Genomic DNA, 18432 nt, shown 5'->3' with positions numbered 1-18432 from the left:
ACCTTTAAATTGTTTTTTCGTTTGCTTTTATTTTCGAGTACACTATGAATTCAATGAGCCTAAATTATAGCTGATTTTTTAGGAAAATTGACCCTGATAGTGACGAAGTGTATATTTTATATAAATTTTAATTAAAGTTGAGTGCAAATATGTCCTCATCGTCTGTTGATAAAACCACGATGAAATGGATAGAAAATCTTATTGATGAACACAGTTTTCTTCCATTACTTACAGATTATGCCATGAATAATCAGTCTCATGTGCAATTTGGGGCTGAAGTAATTACGGGTTTAGCTAAAGTAAATCAAAGGCCAGTAGCCGTATACGCCCATAATAATTCAGTGAACCGAGGATACATTACCAGCCAAGGCGCAAAAAAAATTCTACGCCTCATGGATAGAGCCAAAGAGTTACAAATTCCTATCATCGCATTTTTAGCGTCTCCTGGTATTTCTTTGGAGGAAAACTTATTAAGCGGTGATGAATACACGCAAATTATTGCCCGTAACATCAACTTGTCAGGTATGGTTCCACAATTTGCAGTGCTTGTTGCCCCAACTCTTGGAGCGCCTGCTTATTCTGCGGTATTGATGGATTTGCTTTTTTTTAACAAGCATCGTAGTTATCTGATGGTAACCAGCCCTATGGTAGTGCACCAAGCAATCGGTGAAAAAGTCAGTATGAGTGAATTGGGCGGTACCGCGATGCATGCGAGTACTACAGGCATTGCTGATTTTGTCGATGACAGTATCAATGCGCAAATCAATCATGTTAAAACCATGCTTAATTTTTTTCCCTCACATAGTGAAGAATGTCCTCCTGTACATTCCGTTCAGGAGCCTTCGCATCCCTTGCCCAATATACCGTCTGATCCCAGAGTGCCATTTAATATGCTCGAATTGATTCAAGCAATTGTGGATAACTCTGAAGTATGGCAATACAAAAGCGCCTATGGCCAGGCTATGATTTGTGCTTTTGTCCATATTCATGGGTATGCAGTGGGTATTGTTGCAAATCAGAGCATTCGTTTTAGTGGAGCCATTGATTCAGATGCAGCACAAAAAGCAGCTAAATTTATTCGAATATGTGACGCATATCGTATTCCAGTACTTACTTTAATTGATGTTCCTGGATTTATGCCTGGAAAACGCGAAGAGCAAAAAGGATTATTACAGCATGGAGCGAGGTTATGTGCTGCGATGCAAACTCGTGTACCCAGGATGAGCGTGATTGTTCGTAAATGTTATGGAGCTGCAGCGTTTCTGATGATGCAAACTGCATCGCAACAAGGGGATTTGGTTTTGGCTTTAGAGACTGCAACCCTTGGAGTGATGGGCAAAGAGACTACGAAAAAAGTTCAAAGTACGGATGGACAAGTATCTATTGAGACGAAACATCAGGTAACTGATGCGCAGAATCTTGATCCTTCTTTAGCGGATGCTTATATGTCTGGTTTAATCGATGAAATTATTGCTCCTCAACAAATACGAGGAAGATTGACCCAATATTTGGAGTATTTATACCGCAAAATGGATGATCTGGCGGTTGCACGGCATTCTATTGTATGAAATACGTTCTCCTCAAGTAGAAGGATTATTATGTCTTTTTACCATGATTTGCTGCAATTAATTCATTTATTCGAAACTTATTTAGGGAATCCTGCCAAACAGGATAGCCCAGTCAATTTTCAAGAAATCTTGCACTATGATGAGCAAGAGGAACTTGCCTGGCCGCTAATTGGATTCATTCAGCAGTGGGGGTTTATGGAGTACCTCATCCCTCAACATCTTGGCGGGCGGTTTGTTTCACTCGATGTCGCATTTTTTTTAGCAAAATCACTATGTCGACGTGATTTAACCACTGGTATTGCCTTAGGCTTATCCTTTTTGGGGGCCTTACCCCTTTGGATAGCAGGAAATGAACGTCAGAAAAAAGATTTGGCAGAATCTTTACGTCGAGGTGATATCACGGCATGTGCTTTAACCGAAGAAGAGCATGGTTCTGATATCATGGCGAATGAAGTAGTAGCTCAACCTTGTACGAATGGGTGGAAGCTATTCGGGAGAAAATGGTGCATTAATTTTGCTACTCAGGGGCAAAGTGTGACTCTTCTTTGCCGTACTCACGCTCGAGGAGGCCCGTTAGGTTTTTCTATTTTTTTTCTGGATAAATCGGCAATTCAATCGGGTTTTATGCCAACGCCCAAACTTCCTACACTTGGGGTTAGGGGGTTAGATATTAGTGGTTTTTCTTTGGACAAGGTTTTACTGCCCCACGATGCATTGATTGGGGGTGAAAAACGGGGCTTGGAAATTACTTATAAAACGTTACAGGTTTCACGAACTTTGTGTGCTTCTTTTTCTGTTGGTGCTGCAGATACTGCCTTGCGATTAACGCTTTCTTTTAGTTTACACAGGCAATTGTATGGAAAGAGGGCTTATGAAATTCCCGTGGTAAAACAGCGCTTGGGGGAGCTGTTTGCTCAGTTACTCATAGCGGATTGCACCGCTTTAACAGTGACTCGTGCCGCTTCGGTGATCCCTGAAAAATTATCTTTTTGGTCTGCCATTATTAAATTCCTCATTCCCAAAATAACTGAAGGAATCGTCGAGGAATGCAGCATCATAATGGGTGCACGTGGCTATTTACGTACAACAGAATGGGCCATGCTGCAGAAAATCAGACGTGATATTCCGGTGGTGGGTTTATTTGATGGAAGCAGCCAGGTCAATTTATCGGTGATTGCAGGTAGTTTAGTACCCCAAGCTGGAATGAGAGGAAGTTGTTCCCCAAATCAGTTACAAAAAATGGAGCATATTTTTAATCTCGATTGTATTTGTCCAGAGCTTTCTCTGAATCGCTTAGGTCTTTTCACTTTTGCCGAAGACGATATTTTGGCTGGTTTATCTGTGCTAAAATCGAAAAAAATTAGTCCATTAATCAAAGCGATTCGCAGTGAGCTAAAGCGTTTGGATCGACAAGTTATCGCGTTGCAAGAGCAAAAACAATTTGACCCGCGCAGTCTGACCGCTTTTCGGTTGGCCGAGCACTATTGCTGGATTTTTGCAGCAAGTTGTTGTGTTCATTTTTGGCATCATAATCAGGAATTAATGGATACAGAATTACCAGGCTTGGACTGGCTTAATTTGGCAATTCAATTCATTCTTGATAAATTAAACGGGCGGGTAAACATTGAACCTAAGTTGCAAGAGTCTATGGCGGAGCATTTAGTACTGTTTTATGAGCACCGTAAAATGTTCTCTATGGTTCCCATTAAAATACCTGATTAAACCCAGAAAAAGTAGTAGTCACCACTATGGTGATTTGGCGCCTGTAGCTTGTGTAGTGGCCTCAACTGCTTTTTCTAGGTTAAGCACCTCGCCAACTTTAGTTTTTGAGGTTATCATTTCGTATCGTATTCATTTTGGCTAGCAATGGGAATGAATTGGAAGAGAAGATTAATCGCACTAATTACCCGAAAAAAATATCAGGCTTTTATTGAAGATACCAAATACCCCGAACGTTCCCGTGAAAGGCTGTGGCATCAAGAGATTGTACCTTTATTAAAGAAATCAGCTTATTGGTCTCCTTTATTACAAACTCTTCACCCTTTAAGTCTGAATGATTTTCCAATTACAACTTATGAAGATTATGAAAAAGATCTTTTGGCTGCACAATATAGTCTTATTCAGCCCTTTAATGGGGAAAAGTTGATTTTTTGGTCAGAAACTTCAGGAACAGCAGGTGTTCGAAAATTTTTTCCGATTACTGAATCTTTTCAAGCACAGTTTCAGCGTACTATGCCTCCTTATATTTATACTCTGGCTCAGAACTACCCCGGGTTGTTTCAAGAAAAAATACTGTATTTGGCCGCGGTAGATTCTCATAAAACGTCACCAGCCGGCATACCTTCAGGTTGGATTAGCAATTTTAATTATAGTAATTTACCTTCTTTTATTAAACGTTTTTATGCGATGCCCGATCAAATATTCGACACTACTGAAGTCTATACTCAATGGTCCGCTTTGTATGCCTTAGCCTCAGATCTTAGCGCCATATTTGCAGTCACTCCCATGGTTATCGAGATTCTTTTTGAGCGTTGCCTTCACAATTTTAAACATTTTTTACCCTATTTATTAGGTGAAAAAACCGTTCCTGAATTTTTGCCACCACTTCAAGTGACGAAGAAACGTCAGCGTTATTTACGTCAGTTGGCCCAGCAAGAACCAGGATCGTTCAAAGAATTTTGGCCATCATTGACTGTAGTTGGGTGTTGGATTTCAAGCCTTTGTGAATATCCTGCACGTCAATTACAAAAATTGTTAGGACCTGGGATTGAGATGGTTGATGGCACTTTTTCGGCTACAGAAGGATGGCTTACTGTTCCAATTGACAATCAGAGCGGGGGGTTTTTGCATCCTGGTGCACATATTGCTGAGTTTATTGAAGAAGGTAGGCCCATTAGAAAAGAAAACCTTTTACAATCCTGGGAGTTAGAGCAAGGCAAAAATTATGAGGTTTTTTTAACTACAGCTATGGGCTTTGTTCGTTATCAATTAAAAGATGTAGTGAAATGTATCGGCTTTTTAAATAAAGCACCAAGACTTGAATTTTGTTATAAGACGCAAATGCTTAAATTGGAAAATTGTTCTGTTTCTGGTCAAGAACTGCAGGAAATGTTGTGTGATATTTCTTTTGATGTAGCGCCGCACTGGTATTTTGCCCGTAATAGTTTGGGGAATAGGATTGTTTTTGTTACGGACGATACTACCCAAATATCTGATTCCATATTAGTAAAGATGCATGAACGTTTAAAACAAATTAATGAACCTTATGCCCATGGTGTGAGTACTAAAGAAGTGCTGCCCATAGTTTTATTCCAATTGCCAAAAGATGAATTATTAGCAGATAGCCATGCGCAGACCAAACCAAAACTTATTTCTCAGCAAGTAATTACGGAAAAATGAATTTCGATGCCTCTGTATCACTTTTGATAATTTGTTATGATTTCGCCTTTGCCAAACTATTATAAAAAAAGGAACATTATGTTATGACTGAGAAGAATAAAACTAAGCCAAAAAAAACTCCGGAAAAAACTGAATTAACTCCCTCTATGCTTCTTATTATTGACCTGGTATCCATTTTATTTAGTTTGATGCCTAGTGTTGCTGCTTTTAGCCTAACAGGCTTATTTATTTATCATGGTTATGCAGGTACCTGGCTAGTTCTTCTGGCAGCCCCCTTTGTTTTATTTGCTTCTTTTATCCTGATTATTGCAGCAATTAGACTGTGTTTGCCCCGCTTAAAACCAGGTCGGTATAAACGTGAAATGAATCAAATGACTGTTGCCTGGTTTTGTCATTTTGCTCTTGCGCGTTCTGCTAAAGTGGTGGGTTTAACTCCTTTATTGCAAACATTCAATGTGATTAAGTTTTTTTATTGGCGTGCATTGGGTGCCAATGTTTCCTTTCAAATTGTAAATTCTTTTGATATAGATTTTGTTGATTGCCCATTAATCACCATAGGAAAAAATGTCACTCTTGGGAGTGGAGTGTCAATTAGTTGTCACTCTGATGTTGGTAGCTTGCTTTTTCTGGCTCCTGTAATTATTGAAGATAATGTTTTTATAGGTATGTCGACCGCTATTGGTCCAGGAACGACCATTAAAAAGGGATGCTGGATTGGTTATGGAAATACGTTTGTCAATCAGGTGGTTGAGGAAAATACACGATTTGGTAATCTCAGGCCTACTCCAGATATAGAATAAAAAATATGAATCCTTTGTTCCTGACTTATAGCGCCACCTACTAAGCTCTATACATCGTTGTAAGCTCGCTGAGTACACTTCTTCATCTCACTATATTTGCGCCTTGTCTAGAACTTAGTGGATAACGCTATATTATTGAGCTCCCAGCCGAAATATTATTGGCATATAAGGAAGATTGAATAAAAAAAGAATAATTATAAAATATAATGCAGAACTAATGTTACCTATCCGCACCCATTTTTGCTCCAGATTTTCAGGCAGCCAGGCCGTAATTGCATAAGTCAGGCTGTATAAAATCCCCGTGATGATACAAATGACGACATTAACGTCCACAGAATACGATTGGAAAATTTTATAAGTCATCATTAAAGCTAAAAAGAATAAAATCACTCGATAAATACGTAATAATAACTTCAGCCAGGATGGAGCTCCTGATTCTACACTTCCATCTTGAAAGTATGCGTTAAAAAATATAATTCCCAATACCGTTAATGGGATTAAAATAAGCAGGGGATTGACATATTCTTCGCCGCCACTTAAAAAATGGCTTAGATAAAGAATAAAATACACGATACTAATCAACGCTAAGAAAGGCAATAAATAGTACATCATTCTTAACAGTAAAAAGCGCAAGCTATAGATAATTTTGATGTTTTGCTGGCCGACCCCTAATCCTATAAAAAATAAAGTAACATGGGAAATCAATTGAAAATGGAAATTATTGGAGTATAAGTTCCATAAATAATCGTTACCTACAGTTTTGAAAATAAAAGCACCTAACAAGATAAGTATATTGGCTAAAGCTGAAAACAAAGAAGCAACGAAAAGCAGAAGAATAGTATTCCATACTGCAGCAAATAAGCTGTTATAACTGATACGCCAGGTATTATCATGATGGAATGCGTAGTGAAATGAATGACCCACATAGACAAATAACGGGAAGGCACTCAGAAATGTGATCCAATGCTCAAGAGGTAAGGACGTATAACGAGCTTCTATAGGAAGCAGGGGTAAAGACAGGAATAGAGCGATAATGAAACTGCTTGCAACTAAGCGAAAGCAATTTTTTCCATTATAAGCCAATCCATATAAAAGGGCTAAAAGACCAATTAAAGCGTAATCAAATAGCTTAGTAGTTTCATTGCGAATTAATCCATCAAGGGCGAATCCAAGGAGTAAGCCAATTAGAGTAAAAAGATAGATTCCTTTTTTCGATGGCATGCTGTTTCTCCTTAAGTATATAAATTTAGAATAGCTGATTTTAAAAACACTTGCATTATTAGTTTTTCTCGATTTATTAGGCCTCTAGAACAATTAAGTAAGTATTATTGTTTTATTTTAATTTGCGTTTTTGTAGAATGGACTTTAGGGACCGATTAACTAATTCGTTGGGCTCACTATGCTGAGTAAAGAGGAACGTTTCAAACAATGGCGTGGTATCAAATTCCATGCAGAGCAAAAAGCTCTAAACTCAGCATTGCTTATTAGCAATTACGTTAACTCAGTAGATAATCTTGAAGTCATCAAAGCGAATGCGCAGACAAAATATAACGATTTTAATCAATATAAGGCGCTCTCATGGGGAACAGCCGTTTTTGTCAAGTTCTTTATCGATGAAGCAATTGCACAACTACCTAAGACAGCTGACAAAGAAATAGCATTACTGACTCATTCCAGTGAAGCTATTGCTACTTTATATGATAACTGGAAAGATAATACTGCAGGCAATATTTTTGCTTTAATTGGAAATATTGAAAAATTACTTGCTTTGAACAGCATTCCTTTTACTGATAGAAATCAATATAAAACGTTTCTTCTTTCTTCATACATGCTATTTCACATTATCCAAATAGCCATTACTCAAATAGAGAATGATTGGAAGGCGCAAATTGTAGTTTCTCTTCTTGTGGATCTTGGACAAATCAAGCCCAAGATAGACTTTTTTTTATTACAAGTAGAAAAAAGAATGGAGCAGTTAAAGTCAGAGCAACCCACAAAAAAAACGGACGATATTTTACCTATTGCGCCAGATCCGTTAAAACCTTTCAAAGTCCTCTTGAGTAAACGCTATCTTAAAGTATTAGGTATTAGCCCTTTGGACAGCGCAAAATCATCTCAAAGAGCAACAGGTTTACCTATTCACAAACGACTTGCCCCGGGAACCAGGTTGCATCAGGCAAAGAAACCTGTAAAACGGAGCGCTCTTGACAGTCTTGCTGCACTTGAAGCAGATATAGAAAAAGTTTCATCAGGTATTTTCAGTCTCATTGAACTGCGGAGTAAAAAGGTAGATTTTGAAGCCAAAATAGAGGCAGTAAATAAACTACTTTTATTTGCAGAAGAAAATGATAAGAAAATCACGGGAAGAAAAGATTTTTTAGATTTTATAGAAGAGCATGCTCAGTTATTGCAAATACTTTTAGAAATTGCAGAAGAAGGCTCAAAACAACAATTACTTGAGAAAATAAAGCAATTAAAAACCCTTGCTGAATCTTCTGATCTGTCTTCAGAAGTGCTTCAGCGAGTGAGCTGGGTGACTTCACCGATAAAGGTTGTTTATCGAACTACTACACCCCAGATAGTACAAAGCATGATTGCATCCACTCTTCCAGCTACCCTAGATAGCACCTGCAAAACGGAACTTAAAGATCTGGTAAATACTTGTTTGCTGGACTTACGAGAAAAACTAAAGAAAAAAGAGCACCAAATTACAGCCATAAATAATCGTTTTTTTAATCAAGACGAAGAGTTAAAACAGTTAATCGCAAAGGAAAGTTCTGAGCAGCTTGCTGCATTACAAAAAGCAAATGAGGTAATGAAAGAATCTGTGCGAGCTAGCTCTAGACTGCTTACTACCGTAAAAGAAAATTCATCTTTTCTGCAGAGCCTTCAGACAAAGAGCCAAACCTTGAGCACATTTATCAAACTACATGATGGTTTTTTCGTAAAAATTTCTAATTTTCTAGCCCAGTACTTCTCCTTCTTTAAAACTAAGACTGCAAAAATGATTGATGATGCTGCTGCTTGGAAAATTAAAGTGGATGGATTAATAGGGGAGTATCAAAATATTGTGGATCAGGGAATACGCCAAATTGAGTTCATTCCAAATTTGGAGGATTCGATTAAAATTCAAATAAAAAGCCAGTTTGTTGCAGAAGAACAGCAGATACGCAGAGAAAAACCAAATTACATCAATCCAAACAAGCGAACCGTGCGTTTGTTAATGAACAATTTATCGCATTTGTTTGCTGCAAAAACCCAACCCCTTAGAGAACAAACGAATGAAGCAGAGCTTGATGAAGAGCAATCTATTTTAGTTTGTCTTTAATTGTTTGATATTTTGTCTCTAAAAAAATTCATAGGCATTTTCCAGAACACGTTTGACTTTATTCAGCATTTTTGTCGCTATGTCTTTCTTTATTTCGTTTGGCAAGACACTGAGTTTCGTTTGTTTTTGAATTTCCTGAGTTATCAATGACATAAAGCACTTGATTTTTCTGAACGCTATGTTTAAAGTTCGATCAGACCTAACTACATTCAGGAGGATTAAAAATGCTAGGTTTTTTTAATAAGGAAAATAAATGGCGTGCAACCATGCAAGTCACAAATGGCCTTTTTCTTGCTATGACCGCGTATAAGATGTTTTCAGATCCGGAAACTGTTTGGGAAAATGGTTTTGAGATAGCAATGCTTGCTCTTAACATAGTTACCTTCAGTAGAAATGATAATGCATTGACCAGTATAGGAAATGCCGCTCTTAATTTTACGGGTTTGGGCACTGCTTATGCGGGAGCGACATTGGGCTGCTCTGCGAATTCACTCACAGAGAATATAGGGAATGCTCTGTTGCATCTGACCAATGCAGTAACGAGTATTTGTTATAAATATGAAGCAAATCAGGATACGTCCCAAGAATCTCCAGTAAAAACAATGTAATCAATTGAGATTGGGCTGCAAAGCCCATAGTTCTTAAAGCATTCAAACTATTTAAAAATAAATCATTTCTAATCTCATAAAATTATCAGTTGTAACAAAAAATTTGAGCTATATTAAAAATACAGGATTTGAACAACTAGAAAAAGGACAAATCATGAGTGCTCTCCTGCTATTATTTTTAGCAGTAACTGTAACCTCTTTTCCGCAATTGCCAGTAGCGTTTCCTCATACACAAGCAATTAAGAGTGATATTCGTTTCATCAGTGAAATCACACCTTTTTCAGAGCCAGAACAAATTAACGACCAATCATTAAATGTTATTAAGATGCTGTTGACTCATGAAGCTCCGCACTTAAATCCGCTAGTGATTGACAAGGTGCTCACTACCCTTAAGTGTGCTACCGCGTATAATGTGGATCATAATAATATTTTAACGATTATCGATTATTCTCTGCCTTCAAATGAAAAGCGTTTTTGGGTGTTTGATTTAAAAGCAAAGAAATTATTGTTTCATACTTACGTGTCGCATGGCATAAAATCCGGTGCGTTATTGACCAATTTCTTTTCTAATAAATACAATAGTAAAGCAAGTAGTATTGGGGTTTATCAAACGCAACAAGCTTATTATGGCCGAGATGGTCTTTCATTGCGTTTGGATGGTTTGGACCGTAATTTTAATGATAATGCATCAGGTCGGTCTGTTGTAATGCATTCGGGATGGTATGTAGAAGAAAATTTTATTAAAAGATACGGAAGACCTGGACGAAGTTGGGGATGTCCTGCACTTCCTTTGGAGAGCTCCCAAGCAATTATTAATACCATAAAAGATAAATCTTTATTAGTTATTTATTATCCTAGCGACGCATGGTTTGCCAAATCAAAATTTTTAAATTGTGATAAAACCATACCTCAATATACGAATTCTGCGGCCATACAAATACCTGATATTGCACCTGATGAACAACGTGACGCTATTTTATTTGTAGGTAGCGGATATAAAGGCAGTAAACACGCTGAAACTAAACCTGTTACGGTCATTTCAGCAGATACATATGAGCGGGTATTTCATACCACAGCACCATTGACACGGATGCTACGACGTCAGATTAACAATGCAGAATACATTGCATTAAATGCACGAGAACTTTTTTATTTGTCTAACAACACCAATCCAGATAGTGCAGGTCAAGAAGATGGTATTAATGCCATTCGTTTTGTAATACCTGTTCTAAAAGTAGTCCGAGGTGGTTATTATGAGACGCAAATGCAATTTGTCAATTTAGGTAAAATCAAGGCAATTAAAATCAATGGCACTTTAGCTAGAGACAATTCTCTTGCGAACAATTTCACGGTTTATTTTGAGGGAAACTCATCAGTTAATTTAAATGCGCATAATGAATTCATTCGTTGGGTAGGATTATAGGGTTGTTATGCCTTTGCAACAGTGAAGGAAAGCTCGAGAATATATTATTTCCCGGGCACGGCATCACCAAGTCCCAGGCTATTTCGACTCATTTTTCGAGTCGTCCAATTCAAGCCACATTGCATTTAAGATGGCAAAACAACAGGCCAGGCCAGTACCCAAAATCCAGGAAAAATACCACATAATCACCTCCTAATAAGCTGTATCTTGATTTTTAGTAATTGTTTGTTCTGTTATTTTTCCTCGTAATACATGGTAAACCCAAGCGGTATAAAGCAAAATTAGCGGTAACAGAATAACAGTTCCTACTAACATGTTAAACAAAGTTAACTGACTTGAAGAGCTATCCCAGACCAGCAAGCTTTGTCCAGGATTAGACGAAGAGGGTAGTATAAATGGAAACATACTGACCCCTACAGTGGCGATAATGCCTGCAACAGAAAGGGCGCTGCAAATAAAAGCTGTTTTGACATGTTTTGCAGCAATGAAGGCTAATAATGCTGCAATTATGCCGACACCTGGAGCAAATAAAGTGATGGGCAGATCGCGGTAGTTAAAAAACCAAGCATCAGCAAGCCGAATAGCCGTCTTGTAATGCGGGTTTGATGGGCCATCATGAGCTAAAGCTCCTGTCACACTGTAACCATCAATACCATAATGAAGCCAAATTCCAGCGCCAATAAAGATCAATATGCTCAGGAGAGCGGATATTTTTCCTGCAGTTCTGGCTCGCTTTTGGATGCGTTCTTCTGTTCTTAAGTTGAGGAAAAAAGCACCATGCATGGCAAGCATCAACACAGACAACAAGCCACACAGCAGGGCAAAAGGATTCAGTAAATCAAGGAAGCTGCCAGTGTAGAATGGTCTTAAATATTCATCAAAATGAAAGGGAACACCCTGTAATACATTGCCAATGGCAACACCAAAAATGAGAGCAGGGACAAAACCGCCAACAAATAAAGCATAATCCCAGAATGAACGCCATCGGGGATCTGCTAATTTCGAACGGTATTTAAAACCAACGGGACGCAAGATTAGCGCTAACAAAACCAGAAGCATCGCAAAATAAAAGCCCGAGAAAGAGAGGGCATATAAGGCAGGCCAAGCAGCAAAGATGGCGCCGCCGCCGAGAATAAACCATACTTGATTTCCTTCCCAGGTTGCGCCAATGCTATTAATTAGTATACGTCTTTCTATATCTGTTTTTGCAAGCCAGGGCAGCCACATAGCAACGCCCAGGTCAAAACCATCCATGACTGCAAAACCAATCAGTAATATACCGAGCAGGAGCCACCATATAATTCGTAATGTTTCATAGTCCAAAGGCATAATGAATCTCCTAGTGCGCCATATTATCAGGGCCAAGACGGATGTATTTAACCATCAAGAAAACCTCAACTATGGCAAGAATTGTATAAAAGAGGATGAATCCGCTTATTGATGTTAATACTTGAGTAGTGCTTATGCTGGATGTGCCCATCGCAGTAGGTAAGATATCCTGGACTACCCATGGTTGACGTCCGTATTCTGCCACTACCCAGCCCAGTTCTGCAGCAATCCAAGGTAATGGTAGTGAATAGAGGGCTATGCGTAAATACCAACGGGTAGTGTGCAATTTACGTTTCATGGACAAGTAAAAACCTGTTGCAAATAAGAAAATGAAGAAGAATCCGCAGGCAACCATGATACGGAATGAGAAAAATAAAGGGGTAACGCGAGGTTTTAGATCATGGGCTGCCTGGTTAATTTGATCTTCAGTTGCGTCAACTACTTTTTCAGTATATTTCTTCAAGAGCAGGCCATAACCTAAATATTTATTGTGTGCCGTAAAATCAGCTTTTGCTTGCTCGTCATTAGGATTTTTTTGTAATCGGGTTAATGCTTCATAAGCAAGCATACCCTCTTTGATTCGTTCTTTTCCTTGAGCGATCAATTCAGCAATACCTTGTAGGGGCTCCGTAAATGTGCGTGTTGCAATTAATCCTAATGCATAGGGAATGGTTACTGCATAATCAGTTGTCATTGTTTCTTCATTAGGAATACCAAAAACTGTAAGACCAGCAGGAGCCTTTTCTGTATGCCACATGGCTTCGATTGTTGCGAATTTCATTTTTTGATTTTGATTATCAAGATAGCCGCTCTCATCGCCTAACACGACTACTGCTAAAGCTGAGGCAAGCCCAAAGCTTGCAGCTACAGTTATTGAACGTTTGGCAAATTGGATGTTTCTGTTTCGTAATAAAAAGTAAGCGCTAATGGATAAGACAAAAATTGAACCTGTGACGTAACCAGCACTAATAGTATGAACAAATTTGGCTTGGGCAACCGGATTAAACATCACCGCAACAAAATCGGTAACTTCCATCCGCATCGTGTGGAAATTAAACTCCGCTCCAACAGGGTTTTGCATCCAACCATTAGCAATCAAAATCCATAATGCGGAAAGATTTGTGCCTAAGGCAAGTAACCAGGTACAAAACATATGTTGCAAGCGACTTAATCTATCCCAGCCGAAAAAAAACAAACCAACAAAAGTGGCTTCTAAAAAGAAAGCCATAAGTCCTTCAAGAGCCAGCGGAGCACCAAAAACATCGCCAACATAATGAGAGTAATAGGCCCAATTGGTACCAAATTGAAACTCCATAGTCAGTCCGGTAGCTACACCTAAAACGAAATTAATGCCAAAGAGAATTCCCCAATATTTGACCATCTGTCGCCAAATATCGTGCCCTGTCATTACATAAACTGTTTCCATAATCGCTAAAATGAGCGATAAGCCCAATGTGAGTGGGACAAAAAGGAAATGATAAAGCGCTGTTAGAGCAAATTGTAAACGGGAAAGATCAACCAGGTCACTACCAGGAATCATTGCTCACCTCACATGTCGTATACTGTATTGATAAAATCCTTGCTATATCTCCCTGTAATCTTTAAAAAAGCATTAGGGATTTCCTTAGTTCATTTTTCATTAGAAAAAATATATTCTTTTTGTTGGCTGGTGCCTAACAGCCATTGTTCATTGCTTTGATGTGATCTTTCCACATCCTTAAAGCAAATTATCCATAGTAAAATCAACAAGCTAAACTTAACAACCAAGGTTATTAGAATATCACGAGTTAGTGGTTTAATCATGTTCTTTAACCCCTTTTTTCTTGGCTTAACATCCCATATTTTAAAGATTCTGCGATGAAGGTGGCTTTTTGAAAAATTTCCTTGGCAGCATCCAAAGGCAAATGATTTACCGCTTCTTCTTGGAATAAATTAAGCCAACGGTCAAAATGTGCTTCATCAATTTGGGTGAGTTGTTTTAATAGGGTATGTTTTTGATAGGCATTACCGTGATACTCATTAGTTTTCAACATAATGCTATTCCAAAATTGGCAAAGCAGGGGGATATGTTCATCCCAATCAACCTGTGCTGCATCATTGAAAATTGGACCAAGGATCTCATCTTTCTGTACTTTTTGGTAAAAATGAGTCACAAGTTTTTCAATATGTGTTTTATTCAGCTCAGTCATATCATTACTACCTGCTGATGCAATGAGGTAATGATAATAAAGTTTCATTTTAAATACAACTTTAAAATAGTACCAAAACTTATTATTTTTTTCCTGCATGAATTAGCTCAAGTAAGGCCTGAGCATTATTATGTTTTTCATCTTTAGCGCTGTATAACAAAGTTACAGTCTGACTTTTTGCTTGAGTCGTGATCGTTGCGAGTTCTTCCTGCTTTTCTGTGAGTTCTTGAGCATAGCGTTTTTGAAATTCTTCCCATTTATCAGGTTCATGATGAAACCATTGGCGTAATTCGTTGCTTGGGGCGATTTCCTTGAGCCATAAGTCTATAGCGGCTGCTTCTTTTTTCACTCCGCGAGGCCATAGCCTATCAACCAATATTCTATATCCGTCTGAAGAATCAGGTTTGTCATAAATTCGCTTGATTTTTATTTTGTGCATCGTGTTTTTCTCCTTTAGGAGTAAGATTGAGTAAGGGGGAGAGTTCAACTTTGTTCTGAATAATATCTGCCAAGCTAAATTGTTCTAAAATCGCAAAAAAGGCACTTTGTGCGTCAATGAGAATTTTTCGCAATTTACAAGTTGGGGCAATGCAACAATTTGCTTCTTTCTTAAAACAGGGTACTAAATCAAAGTGAGGTTCAAGTTTTAAAACAAGCGCTTTGAGATTAATTTCTGCAGGGTTTTCAGCCATGACAATGCCGCCATTTTTTCCTCTAATTGTTTTAACAATTCCTAATTTAGATAAATTATGGATTATTTTTATTAGATGATTGTGCGAAATAGCATAAGCTGTAGCAATGTCATTAATAGTACATGTATTTTGTTTTATCGCAATATAAATTAAAGCACGTAATGAATAATCAGTAAATTGAGTAAGCTGCATTAATTACCCTAAACATGAATATAGGAATCTATTATTTCTTTTTATCAGATGTATTTCAAATGCTGGTTTTAAGTAACAAAAAATTGACAGACCTACTATTATTAAGGCGCATTTCAGCTATAATTTAACTTATGAATATTGAAAAATAGGAATTTATTATGAGCAGAAATACTATGATGAGAATCATACGTACTGCAGTTTTTGCTCTCGGCCTATTTACTGCTGGAGCAAGTTTTGCCTACGGCTGGCATGGTGGTTATTATCATGGTGGTGGTTGGCATGGCGGCTATTATCATAGTGGTTGGCACGGCGGCTATTATAACGGCTGGCGTGGTGGTTGGTGGGGACCTGGTGTTGGTGTTATTGTGGGGACTCCTTATTACTATAACAATTATTACTATCCTGAGTGCCAAACTGTTCGTGTATGTAATCGATATGGACATTGTTGGTTGCAAGAGTCCTGTTATTAATTAAAGAAGTCGCTTTCTGCAATTAAAACAACGTTTGAGCGAGAATCAATTCTTTTGTCAATGAGCGAATTTACATCCCATCACTTCCTTCTTCCACAATGTCATTACCTTTATAGTTCCGCGCAGAAAAAGCGAAGCAAAATTTAATCGATTCATTTATTGTTTATTTTATAAGCATATTTCGCTTTGTTTTCTTGAATTCCAATATTAAGGCTACTTGCGAGTCTCGCATACTAGGTGTATGTTGAATAGGAATGGATTGTAAAGTTGGGAGTTGAAATGGAATCAACGATCGAAATTATTGGCTATGTTGCCTGCTGCCTTGTTTTAGCGACTTTCTATGTCAAAAGGATTTTGACATTACGTCTTATCGCAATCTGCTCTAATGTAGCATTTATTCTTTATGCTCTTGGGAGCACGCTCTATCCGATTTTTATTTTGCATTCGTTATTATTACCATTGAACTTATATCGGATTTTTGAAATAAAGAGAGGTTCGTTCTGCGCTCTTAATAGTTCAGCGGAAACTGCAGTGTCTATGGAGGAAGTAAATGGTTAAGAAAATGTAAATAATAGTTGCAAGAGTCAAAAGAGAGATTGGCTATTTGCTATTATAGAAAATTGGATCATGATGATAATGATCGGTGGAGAAATATGCCCGATTTAAAGTACTCAGATAGTAGCAAATTTATATTACAAGCTCTATCGCTTGCGCCAAACAGTATAGGAATGAGAAAACAGGAAGCTCCCAAGCGCGTGACACTGGATTTACTATCAAATGAGGAATTAATTGCGGATACAACGGCAATGGACCTATTTGATTTGGAAGAAATGATGGAGTTCTTCTCATTTAGTGATAACAGAGAACAAAGTGCAAAAACAATTCGTCCTAAACCTAGTCTTTTATTGTATAACGAAAAAGATATTCAGGAGATTGTTCGGACTTTGAAATTGGTTTTTGAGCACTTTAAAATTGCTTTAGAAAAAAAGGGGGTGCCAGTAGATAATTTCACGGTAACTCTGAATAAAAATGAATTAATTGTAAGTAATGCTTTTATTAAAGAGCTTATTAGTAAAAACTTATTTCCTAAAGCATATGCCCCTAATCTGGAGCTGGAAAACCAACCCACTCGTTTCACTCCTTATATTACAATACCAGCCCCAGCAACCCACAGTAAAAATGAGGCAGAACAAGATGAAGCAGGGAAAGAAAAGGAGTACACATCAGGAGTAGATAGTGTCTTTAATCCATCTCCTTTTTCTTTTTCATTGACCAAGCTTTTTGGCGGGTGATCCTAGTACCTGAAGGCAAATATCCGCTCTAAATTTCCGGGTTTCACCGCGCTGTACCAGGCTACAAAACACTAAGGCTACGTTTATTTATTTTTCTGTTCATGCTCAAGAAGCCATTGCTTACGTGCTATCCCTCCGCCATAACCACCTAAATTGCCACTAGAATTAATGATTCGATGACAAGGTACAATTATCGAAAGCGAATTTGCACCATTTGCATTGGCAACGGCTCTGTATGCAGTGGGTTTTCCTAATGCCCGAGCTTGTTCGGCATAACTTCTCGTTTCCCCATAGGGAATAAGTGTTAAAGCATGCCAAGCCATTTTTTGAAAGGGACTGCCTAGCATCTGTATTGGGGTATTAAATTGCTTCAGAGTTCCTGCAAAATATGCTTTAAGTTCTTTTTCAATGGAACGAATTGGTGAAGTGTCTCCTGGGATAATGGCTGCTTTCATCTTCTTTCTTAGTCGTTCTACTTCACGTTCTAAGCCTCTTCTATCAACGAATTCCAAAAGATATAACGCTTCTTCATCAGCTACTGCAAGCATAGGTCCAAGAGGTGAATCAAACCAGGAGGCTTTCAAAACTATAGAATGTTTTTCCAGCTGCGAAGGAGCTGCACCCATTATTTTAGAAAAAGCATCTCGAAAACCACTGCCGGATTCGTACCCTACATTAAGTTGTGTTTCAAGCACTATCGTGCCCTCACGGATTTGTTTCATGGCTATACCCATTCTTCTTGCACGTGCATAAGCAACAAAAGTCATCCCAAAACGCTTTTTAAATTGCCTGCGTGCAGTTGATGTATCAACTCCTAATGCTGCAAAGTCTCTGTCCTTCCACCTCTTTTCAGGGTTTGCTTCTACAGCTGCAACCAATTTTTGAATTAAATTGGAAGCTTGGTTAGGATAGAACAATGGCTGGCAGCGCATACACGGTCTGTATGAAGCAAGGAGTGCTTCTTGAACTGTTTGAAAGAATTCACAATTTTCGAATTTTGGTTTTTTTGCAGGACAGGTAGGTCGACAAAAGATTCCAGTAGATTTAACTCCAACATAAAATACACCTTCATAGTTAGAGTCTTTAGCAAGTAAGGCCTGGTAATATTCTTTTTTCGTGGTATTAGTCAACATGAATCACTC

The 18432-nt window shown here is 38.1% G+C and carries 20 protein-coding genes; 10 read left to right on the top strand and 10 right to left on the bottom strand.

The genetic code is table 11. The features are described from left to right. Positions 1 to 149 precede the first annotated feature (149 nt). The 4 genes from DY223_RS12720 (at position 150) to DY223_RS12705 (ending at position 5767) form a co-directional block, all read left to right on the top strand. A complete protein-coding gene (locus tag DY223_RS12720) occupies positions 150 to 1568 on the top strand; it encodes an acyl-CoA carboxylase subunit beta (RefSeq protein ID WP_058460056.1) in 1419 nt (472 codons plus the stop codon). A gap of 30 nt (positions 1569 to 1598) precedes the next feature. Continuing rightward, positions 1599 to 3290, top strand: a complete 1692-nt coding sequence (locus DY223_RS12715; RefSeq protein WP_058460057.1) for an acyl-CoA dehydrogenase family protein — start codon at positions 1599 to 1601, stop codon at positions 3288 to 3290. A gap of 150 nt (positions 3291 to 3440) precedes the next feature. Beyond that, positions 3441 to 4967, top strand: a complete 1527-nt coding sequence (locus DY223_RS12710; RefSeq protein ID WP_058460545.1) for a GH3 family acyl-acid amido synthetase — start codon at positions 3441 to 3443, stop codon at positions 4965 to 4967. A gap of 83 nt (positions 4968 to 5050) precedes the next feature. Continuing rightward, positions 5051 to 5767: a DapH/DapD/GlmU-related protein gene (locus DY223_RS12705; protein ID WP_058460058.1), complete on the top strand. Its 717-nt coding sequence runs from the start codon at positions 5051 to 5053 to the stop codon at positions 5765 to 5767. A gap of 132 nt (positions 5768 to 5899) precedes the next feature. On the opposite strand, the gene DY223_RS12700 is transcribed toward DY223_RS12705, so the two are convergent. Then, positions 5900 to 6988, bottom strand: a complete 1089-nt coding sequence (locus tag DY223_RS12700) for a hypothetical protein (RefSeq protein ID WP_058460059.1) — start codon at positions 6986 to 6988, stop codon at positions 5900 to 5902. 178 nt (positions 6989 to 7166) lie between these two features. Here DY223_RS12700 and DY223_RS12695 point away from each other — a divergent pair, with 178 nt between their 5' ends. Beyond that, complete coding sequence (locus DY223_RS12695) at positions 7167 to 9095, top strand: coiled-coil domain-containing protein (protein WP_058460060.1); 1929 nt, start codon at positions 7167 to 7169, stop codon at positions 9093 to 9095. An 18-nt stretch (positions 9096 to 9113) separates the two neighbouring features. On the opposite strand, the gene DY223_RS19530 is transcribed toward DY223_RS12695, so the two are convergent. Then, entirely contained in the window at positions 9114 to 9248 is a 135-nt protein-coding gene (locus DY223_RS19530) for a hypothetical protein (protein ID WP_259293081.1), read from the bottom strand. 71 nt (positions 9249 to 9319) lie between these two features. Here DY223_RS19530 and DY223_RS12690 point away from each other — a divergent pair, with 71 nt between their 5' ends. Continuing rightward, positions 9320 to 9703, top strand: a complete 384-nt coding sequence (locus DY223_RS12690) for a hypothetical protein (protein ID WP_058460061.1) — start codon at positions 9320 to 9322, stop codon at positions 9701 to 9703. 154 nt (positions 9704 to 9857) lie between these two features. Then, positions 9858 to 11126, top strand: coding sequence for a murein L,D-transpeptidase catalytic domain family protein (locus tag DY223_RS12685; RefSeq protein WP_058460062.1), 1269 nt, complete (start codon positions 9858 to 9860; stop codon positions 11124 to 11126). Between the two features lie 78 nt (positions 11127 to 11204). Here DY223_RS12685 and cydX read toward each other — a convergent pair whose 3' ends face one another. From cydX to DY223_RS12655, 7 genes are all read right to left on the bottom strand, one after another. Next, entirely contained in the window at positions 11205 to 11309 is a 105-nt protein-coding gene (gene cydX, locus DY223_RS12680) for a cytochrome bd-I oxidase subunit CydX (RefSeq protein ID WP_058460063.1), read from the bottom strand. A gap of 9 nt (positions 11310 to 11318) precedes the next feature. Continuing rightward, entirely contained in the window at positions 11319 to 12455 is a 1137-nt protein-coding gene (gene cydB, locus DY223_RS12675; protein ID WP_058460064.1) for a cytochrome d ubiquinol oxidase subunit II, read from the bottom strand. A 10-nt stretch (positions 12456 to 12465) separates the two neighbouring features. Continuing rightward, complete coding sequence (locus tag DY223_RS12670) at positions 12466 to 13995, bottom strand: cytochrome ubiquinol oxidase subunit I (RefSeq protein ID WP_058460065.1); 1530 nt, start codon at positions 13993 to 13995, stop codon at positions 12466 to 12468. Between the two features lie 89 nt (positions 13996 to 14084). Further along, the gene (gene cydP / locus DY223_RS19255; protein WP_165483275.1) at positions 14085 to 14258 is read right to left on the bottom strand and encodes a cytochrome oxidase putative small subunit CydP; all 174 of its coding nucleotides are present in this window, start codon (positions 14256 to 14258) and stop codon (positions 14085 to 14087) included. Between the two features lie 5 nt (positions 14259 to 14263). Continuing rightward, entirely contained in the window at positions 14264 to 14692 is a 429-nt protein-coding gene (locus tag DY223_RS12665; RefSeq protein ID WP_259293200.1) for a group III truncated hemoglobin, read from the bottom strand. Between the two features lie 34 nt (positions 14693 to 14726). Beyond that, on the bottom strand, positions 14727 to 15083 hold the full coding sequence (locus DY223_RS12660; protein ID WP_058460066.1) for a DUF488 domain-containing protein: 357 nt from the start codon (positions 15081 to 15083) through the stop codon (positions 14727 to 14729). Next, positions 15052 to 15528, bottom strand: coding sequence for an RrF2 family transcriptional regulator (locus tag DY223_RS12655; RefSeq protein ID WP_058460067.1), 477 nt, complete (start codon positions 15526 to 15528; stop codon positions 15052 to 15054). The genes DY223_RS12660 and DY223_RS12655 overlap by 32 nt, the downstream gene beginning before the upstream one ends. Before the next feature lie 158 nt (positions 15529 to 15686). Between DY223_RS12655 and DY223_RS12650 the strand changes: the two genes are divergently transcribed. The 3 genes from DY223_RS12650 (at position 15687) to DY223_RS12640 (ending at position 17290) form a co-directional block, all read left to right on the top strand. Further along, the gene (locus DY223_RS12650; protein WP_058460068.1) at positions 15687 to 15998 is read left to right on the top strand and encodes a hypothetical protein; all 312 of its coding nucleotides are present in this window, start codon (positions 15687 to 15689) and stop codon (positions 15996 to 15998) included. 279 nt (positions 15999 to 16277) lie between these two features. Beyond that, a complete protein-coding gene (locus DY223_RS12645) occupies positions 16278 to 16556 on the top strand; it encodes a hypothetical protein (protein WP_058460069.1) in 279 nt (92 codons plus the stop codon). 95 nt (positions 16557 to 16651) lie between these two features. Then, positions 16652 to 17290, top strand: coding sequence for a hypothetical protein (locus tag DY223_RS12640; RefSeq protein ID WP_058460547.1), 639 nt, complete (start codon positions 16652 to 16654; stop codon positions 17288 to 17290). An 83-nt stretch (positions 17291 to 17373) separates the two neighbouring features. On the opposite strand, the gene DY223_RS12635 is transcribed toward DY223_RS12640, so the two are convergent. Beyond that, positions 17374 to 18423: a bifunctional transcriptional activator/DNA repair enzyme AdaA gene (locus tag DY223_RS12635; protein WP_058460070.1), complete on the bottom strand. Its 1050-nt coding sequence runs from the start codon at positions 18421 to 18423 to the stop codon at positions 17374 to 17376. Positions 18424 to 18432 lie beyond the last annotated feature (9 nt).

Origin of the sequence: Legionella bozemanae (assembly GCF_900450575.1) — a bacterium.
GTDB classification, from domain to species: domain Bacteria; phylum Pseudomonadota; class Gammaproteobacteria; order Legionellales; family Legionellaceae; genus Legionella; species Legionella bozemanae.
Note: the sequence above shows the minus strand (reverse complement) of the source record. Positions and strands in the feature narration are given on the sequence as shown.

Coding starts and splice junctions, on each gene's coding strand:
- DY223_RS12700 (WP_058460059.1), bottom strand. CDS start 6,988: ATGCCATCGAAAAAAGGAATCTATCTTTTTACTCTAATTGGCTTACTC.
- DY223_RS12665 (WP_259293200.1), bottom strand. CDS start 14,692: ATGAAACTTTATTATCATTACCTCATTGCATCAGCAGGTAGTAATGAT.
- DY223_RS12710 (WP_058460545.1), top strand. CDS start 3,441: ATGAATTGGAAGAGAAGATTAATCGCACTAATTACCCGAAAAAAATAT.
- cydB (WP_058460064.1), bottom strand. CDS start 12,455: ATGCCTTTGGACTATGAAACATTACGAATTATATGGTGGCTCCTGCTC.
- DY223_RS12695 (WP_058460060.1), top strand. CDS start 7,167: ATGCTGAGTAAAGAGGAACGTTTCAAACAATGGCGTGGTATCAAATTC.
- DY223_RS12640 (WP_058460547.1), top strand. CDS start 16,652: ATGCCCGATTTAAAGTACTCAGATAGTAGCAAATTTATATTACAAGCT.
- DY223_RS12720 (WP_058460056.1), top strand. CDS start 150: ATGTCCTCATCGTCTGTTGATAAAACCACGATGAAATGGATAGAAAAT.
- DY223_RS12635 (WP_058460070.1), bottom strand. CDS start 18,423: ATGTTGACTAATACCACGAAAAAAGAATATTACCAGGCCTTACTTGCT.
- cydX (WP_058460063.1), bottom strand. CDS start 11,309: ATGTGGTATTTTTCCTGGATTTTGGGTACTGGCCTGGCCTGTTGTTTT.
- DY223_RS12645 (WP_058460069.1), top strand. CDS start 16,278: ATGGAATCAACGATCGAAATTATTGGCTATGTTGCCTGCTGCCTTGTT.
- DY223_RS12705 (WP_058460058.1), top strand. CDS start 5,051: ATGACTGAGAAGAATAAAACTAAGCCAAAAAAAACTCCGGAAAAAACT.
- DY223_RS12655 (WP_058460067.1), bottom strand. CDS start 15,528: ATGCAGCTTACTCAATTTACTGATTATTCATTACGTGCTTTAATTTAT.
- DY223_RS12670 (WP_058460065.1), bottom strand. CDS start 13,995: ATGATTCCTGGTAGTGACCTGGTTGATCTTTCCCGTTTACAATTTGCT.
- DY223_RS12685 (WP_058460062.1), top strand. CDS start 9,858: ATGAGTGCTCTCCTGCTATTATTTTTAGCAGTAACTGTAACCTCTTTT.
- DY223_RS12690 (WP_058460061.1), top strand. CDS start 9,320: ATGCTAGGTTTTTTTAATAAGGAAAATAAATGGCGTGCAACCATGCAA.
- DY223_RS12650 (WP_058460068.1), top strand. CDS start 15,687: ATGAGCAGAAATACTATGATGAGAATCATACGTACTGCAGTTTTTGCT.
- DY223_RS12660 (WP_058460066.1), bottom strand. CDS start 15,083: ATGCACAAAATAAAAATCAAGCGAATTTATGACAAACCTGATTCTTCA.
- DY223_RS19530 (WP_259293081.1), bottom strand. CDS start 9,248: ATGTCATTGATAACTCAGGAAATTCAAAAACAAACGAAACTCAGTGTC.
- DY223_RS12715 (WP_058460057.1), top strand. CDS start 1,599: ATGTCTTTTTACCATGATTTGCTGCAATTAATTCATTTATTCGAAACT.
- cydP (WP_165483275.1), bottom strand. CDS start 14,258: ATGATTAAACCACTAACTCGTGATATTCTAATAACCTTGGTTGTTAAG.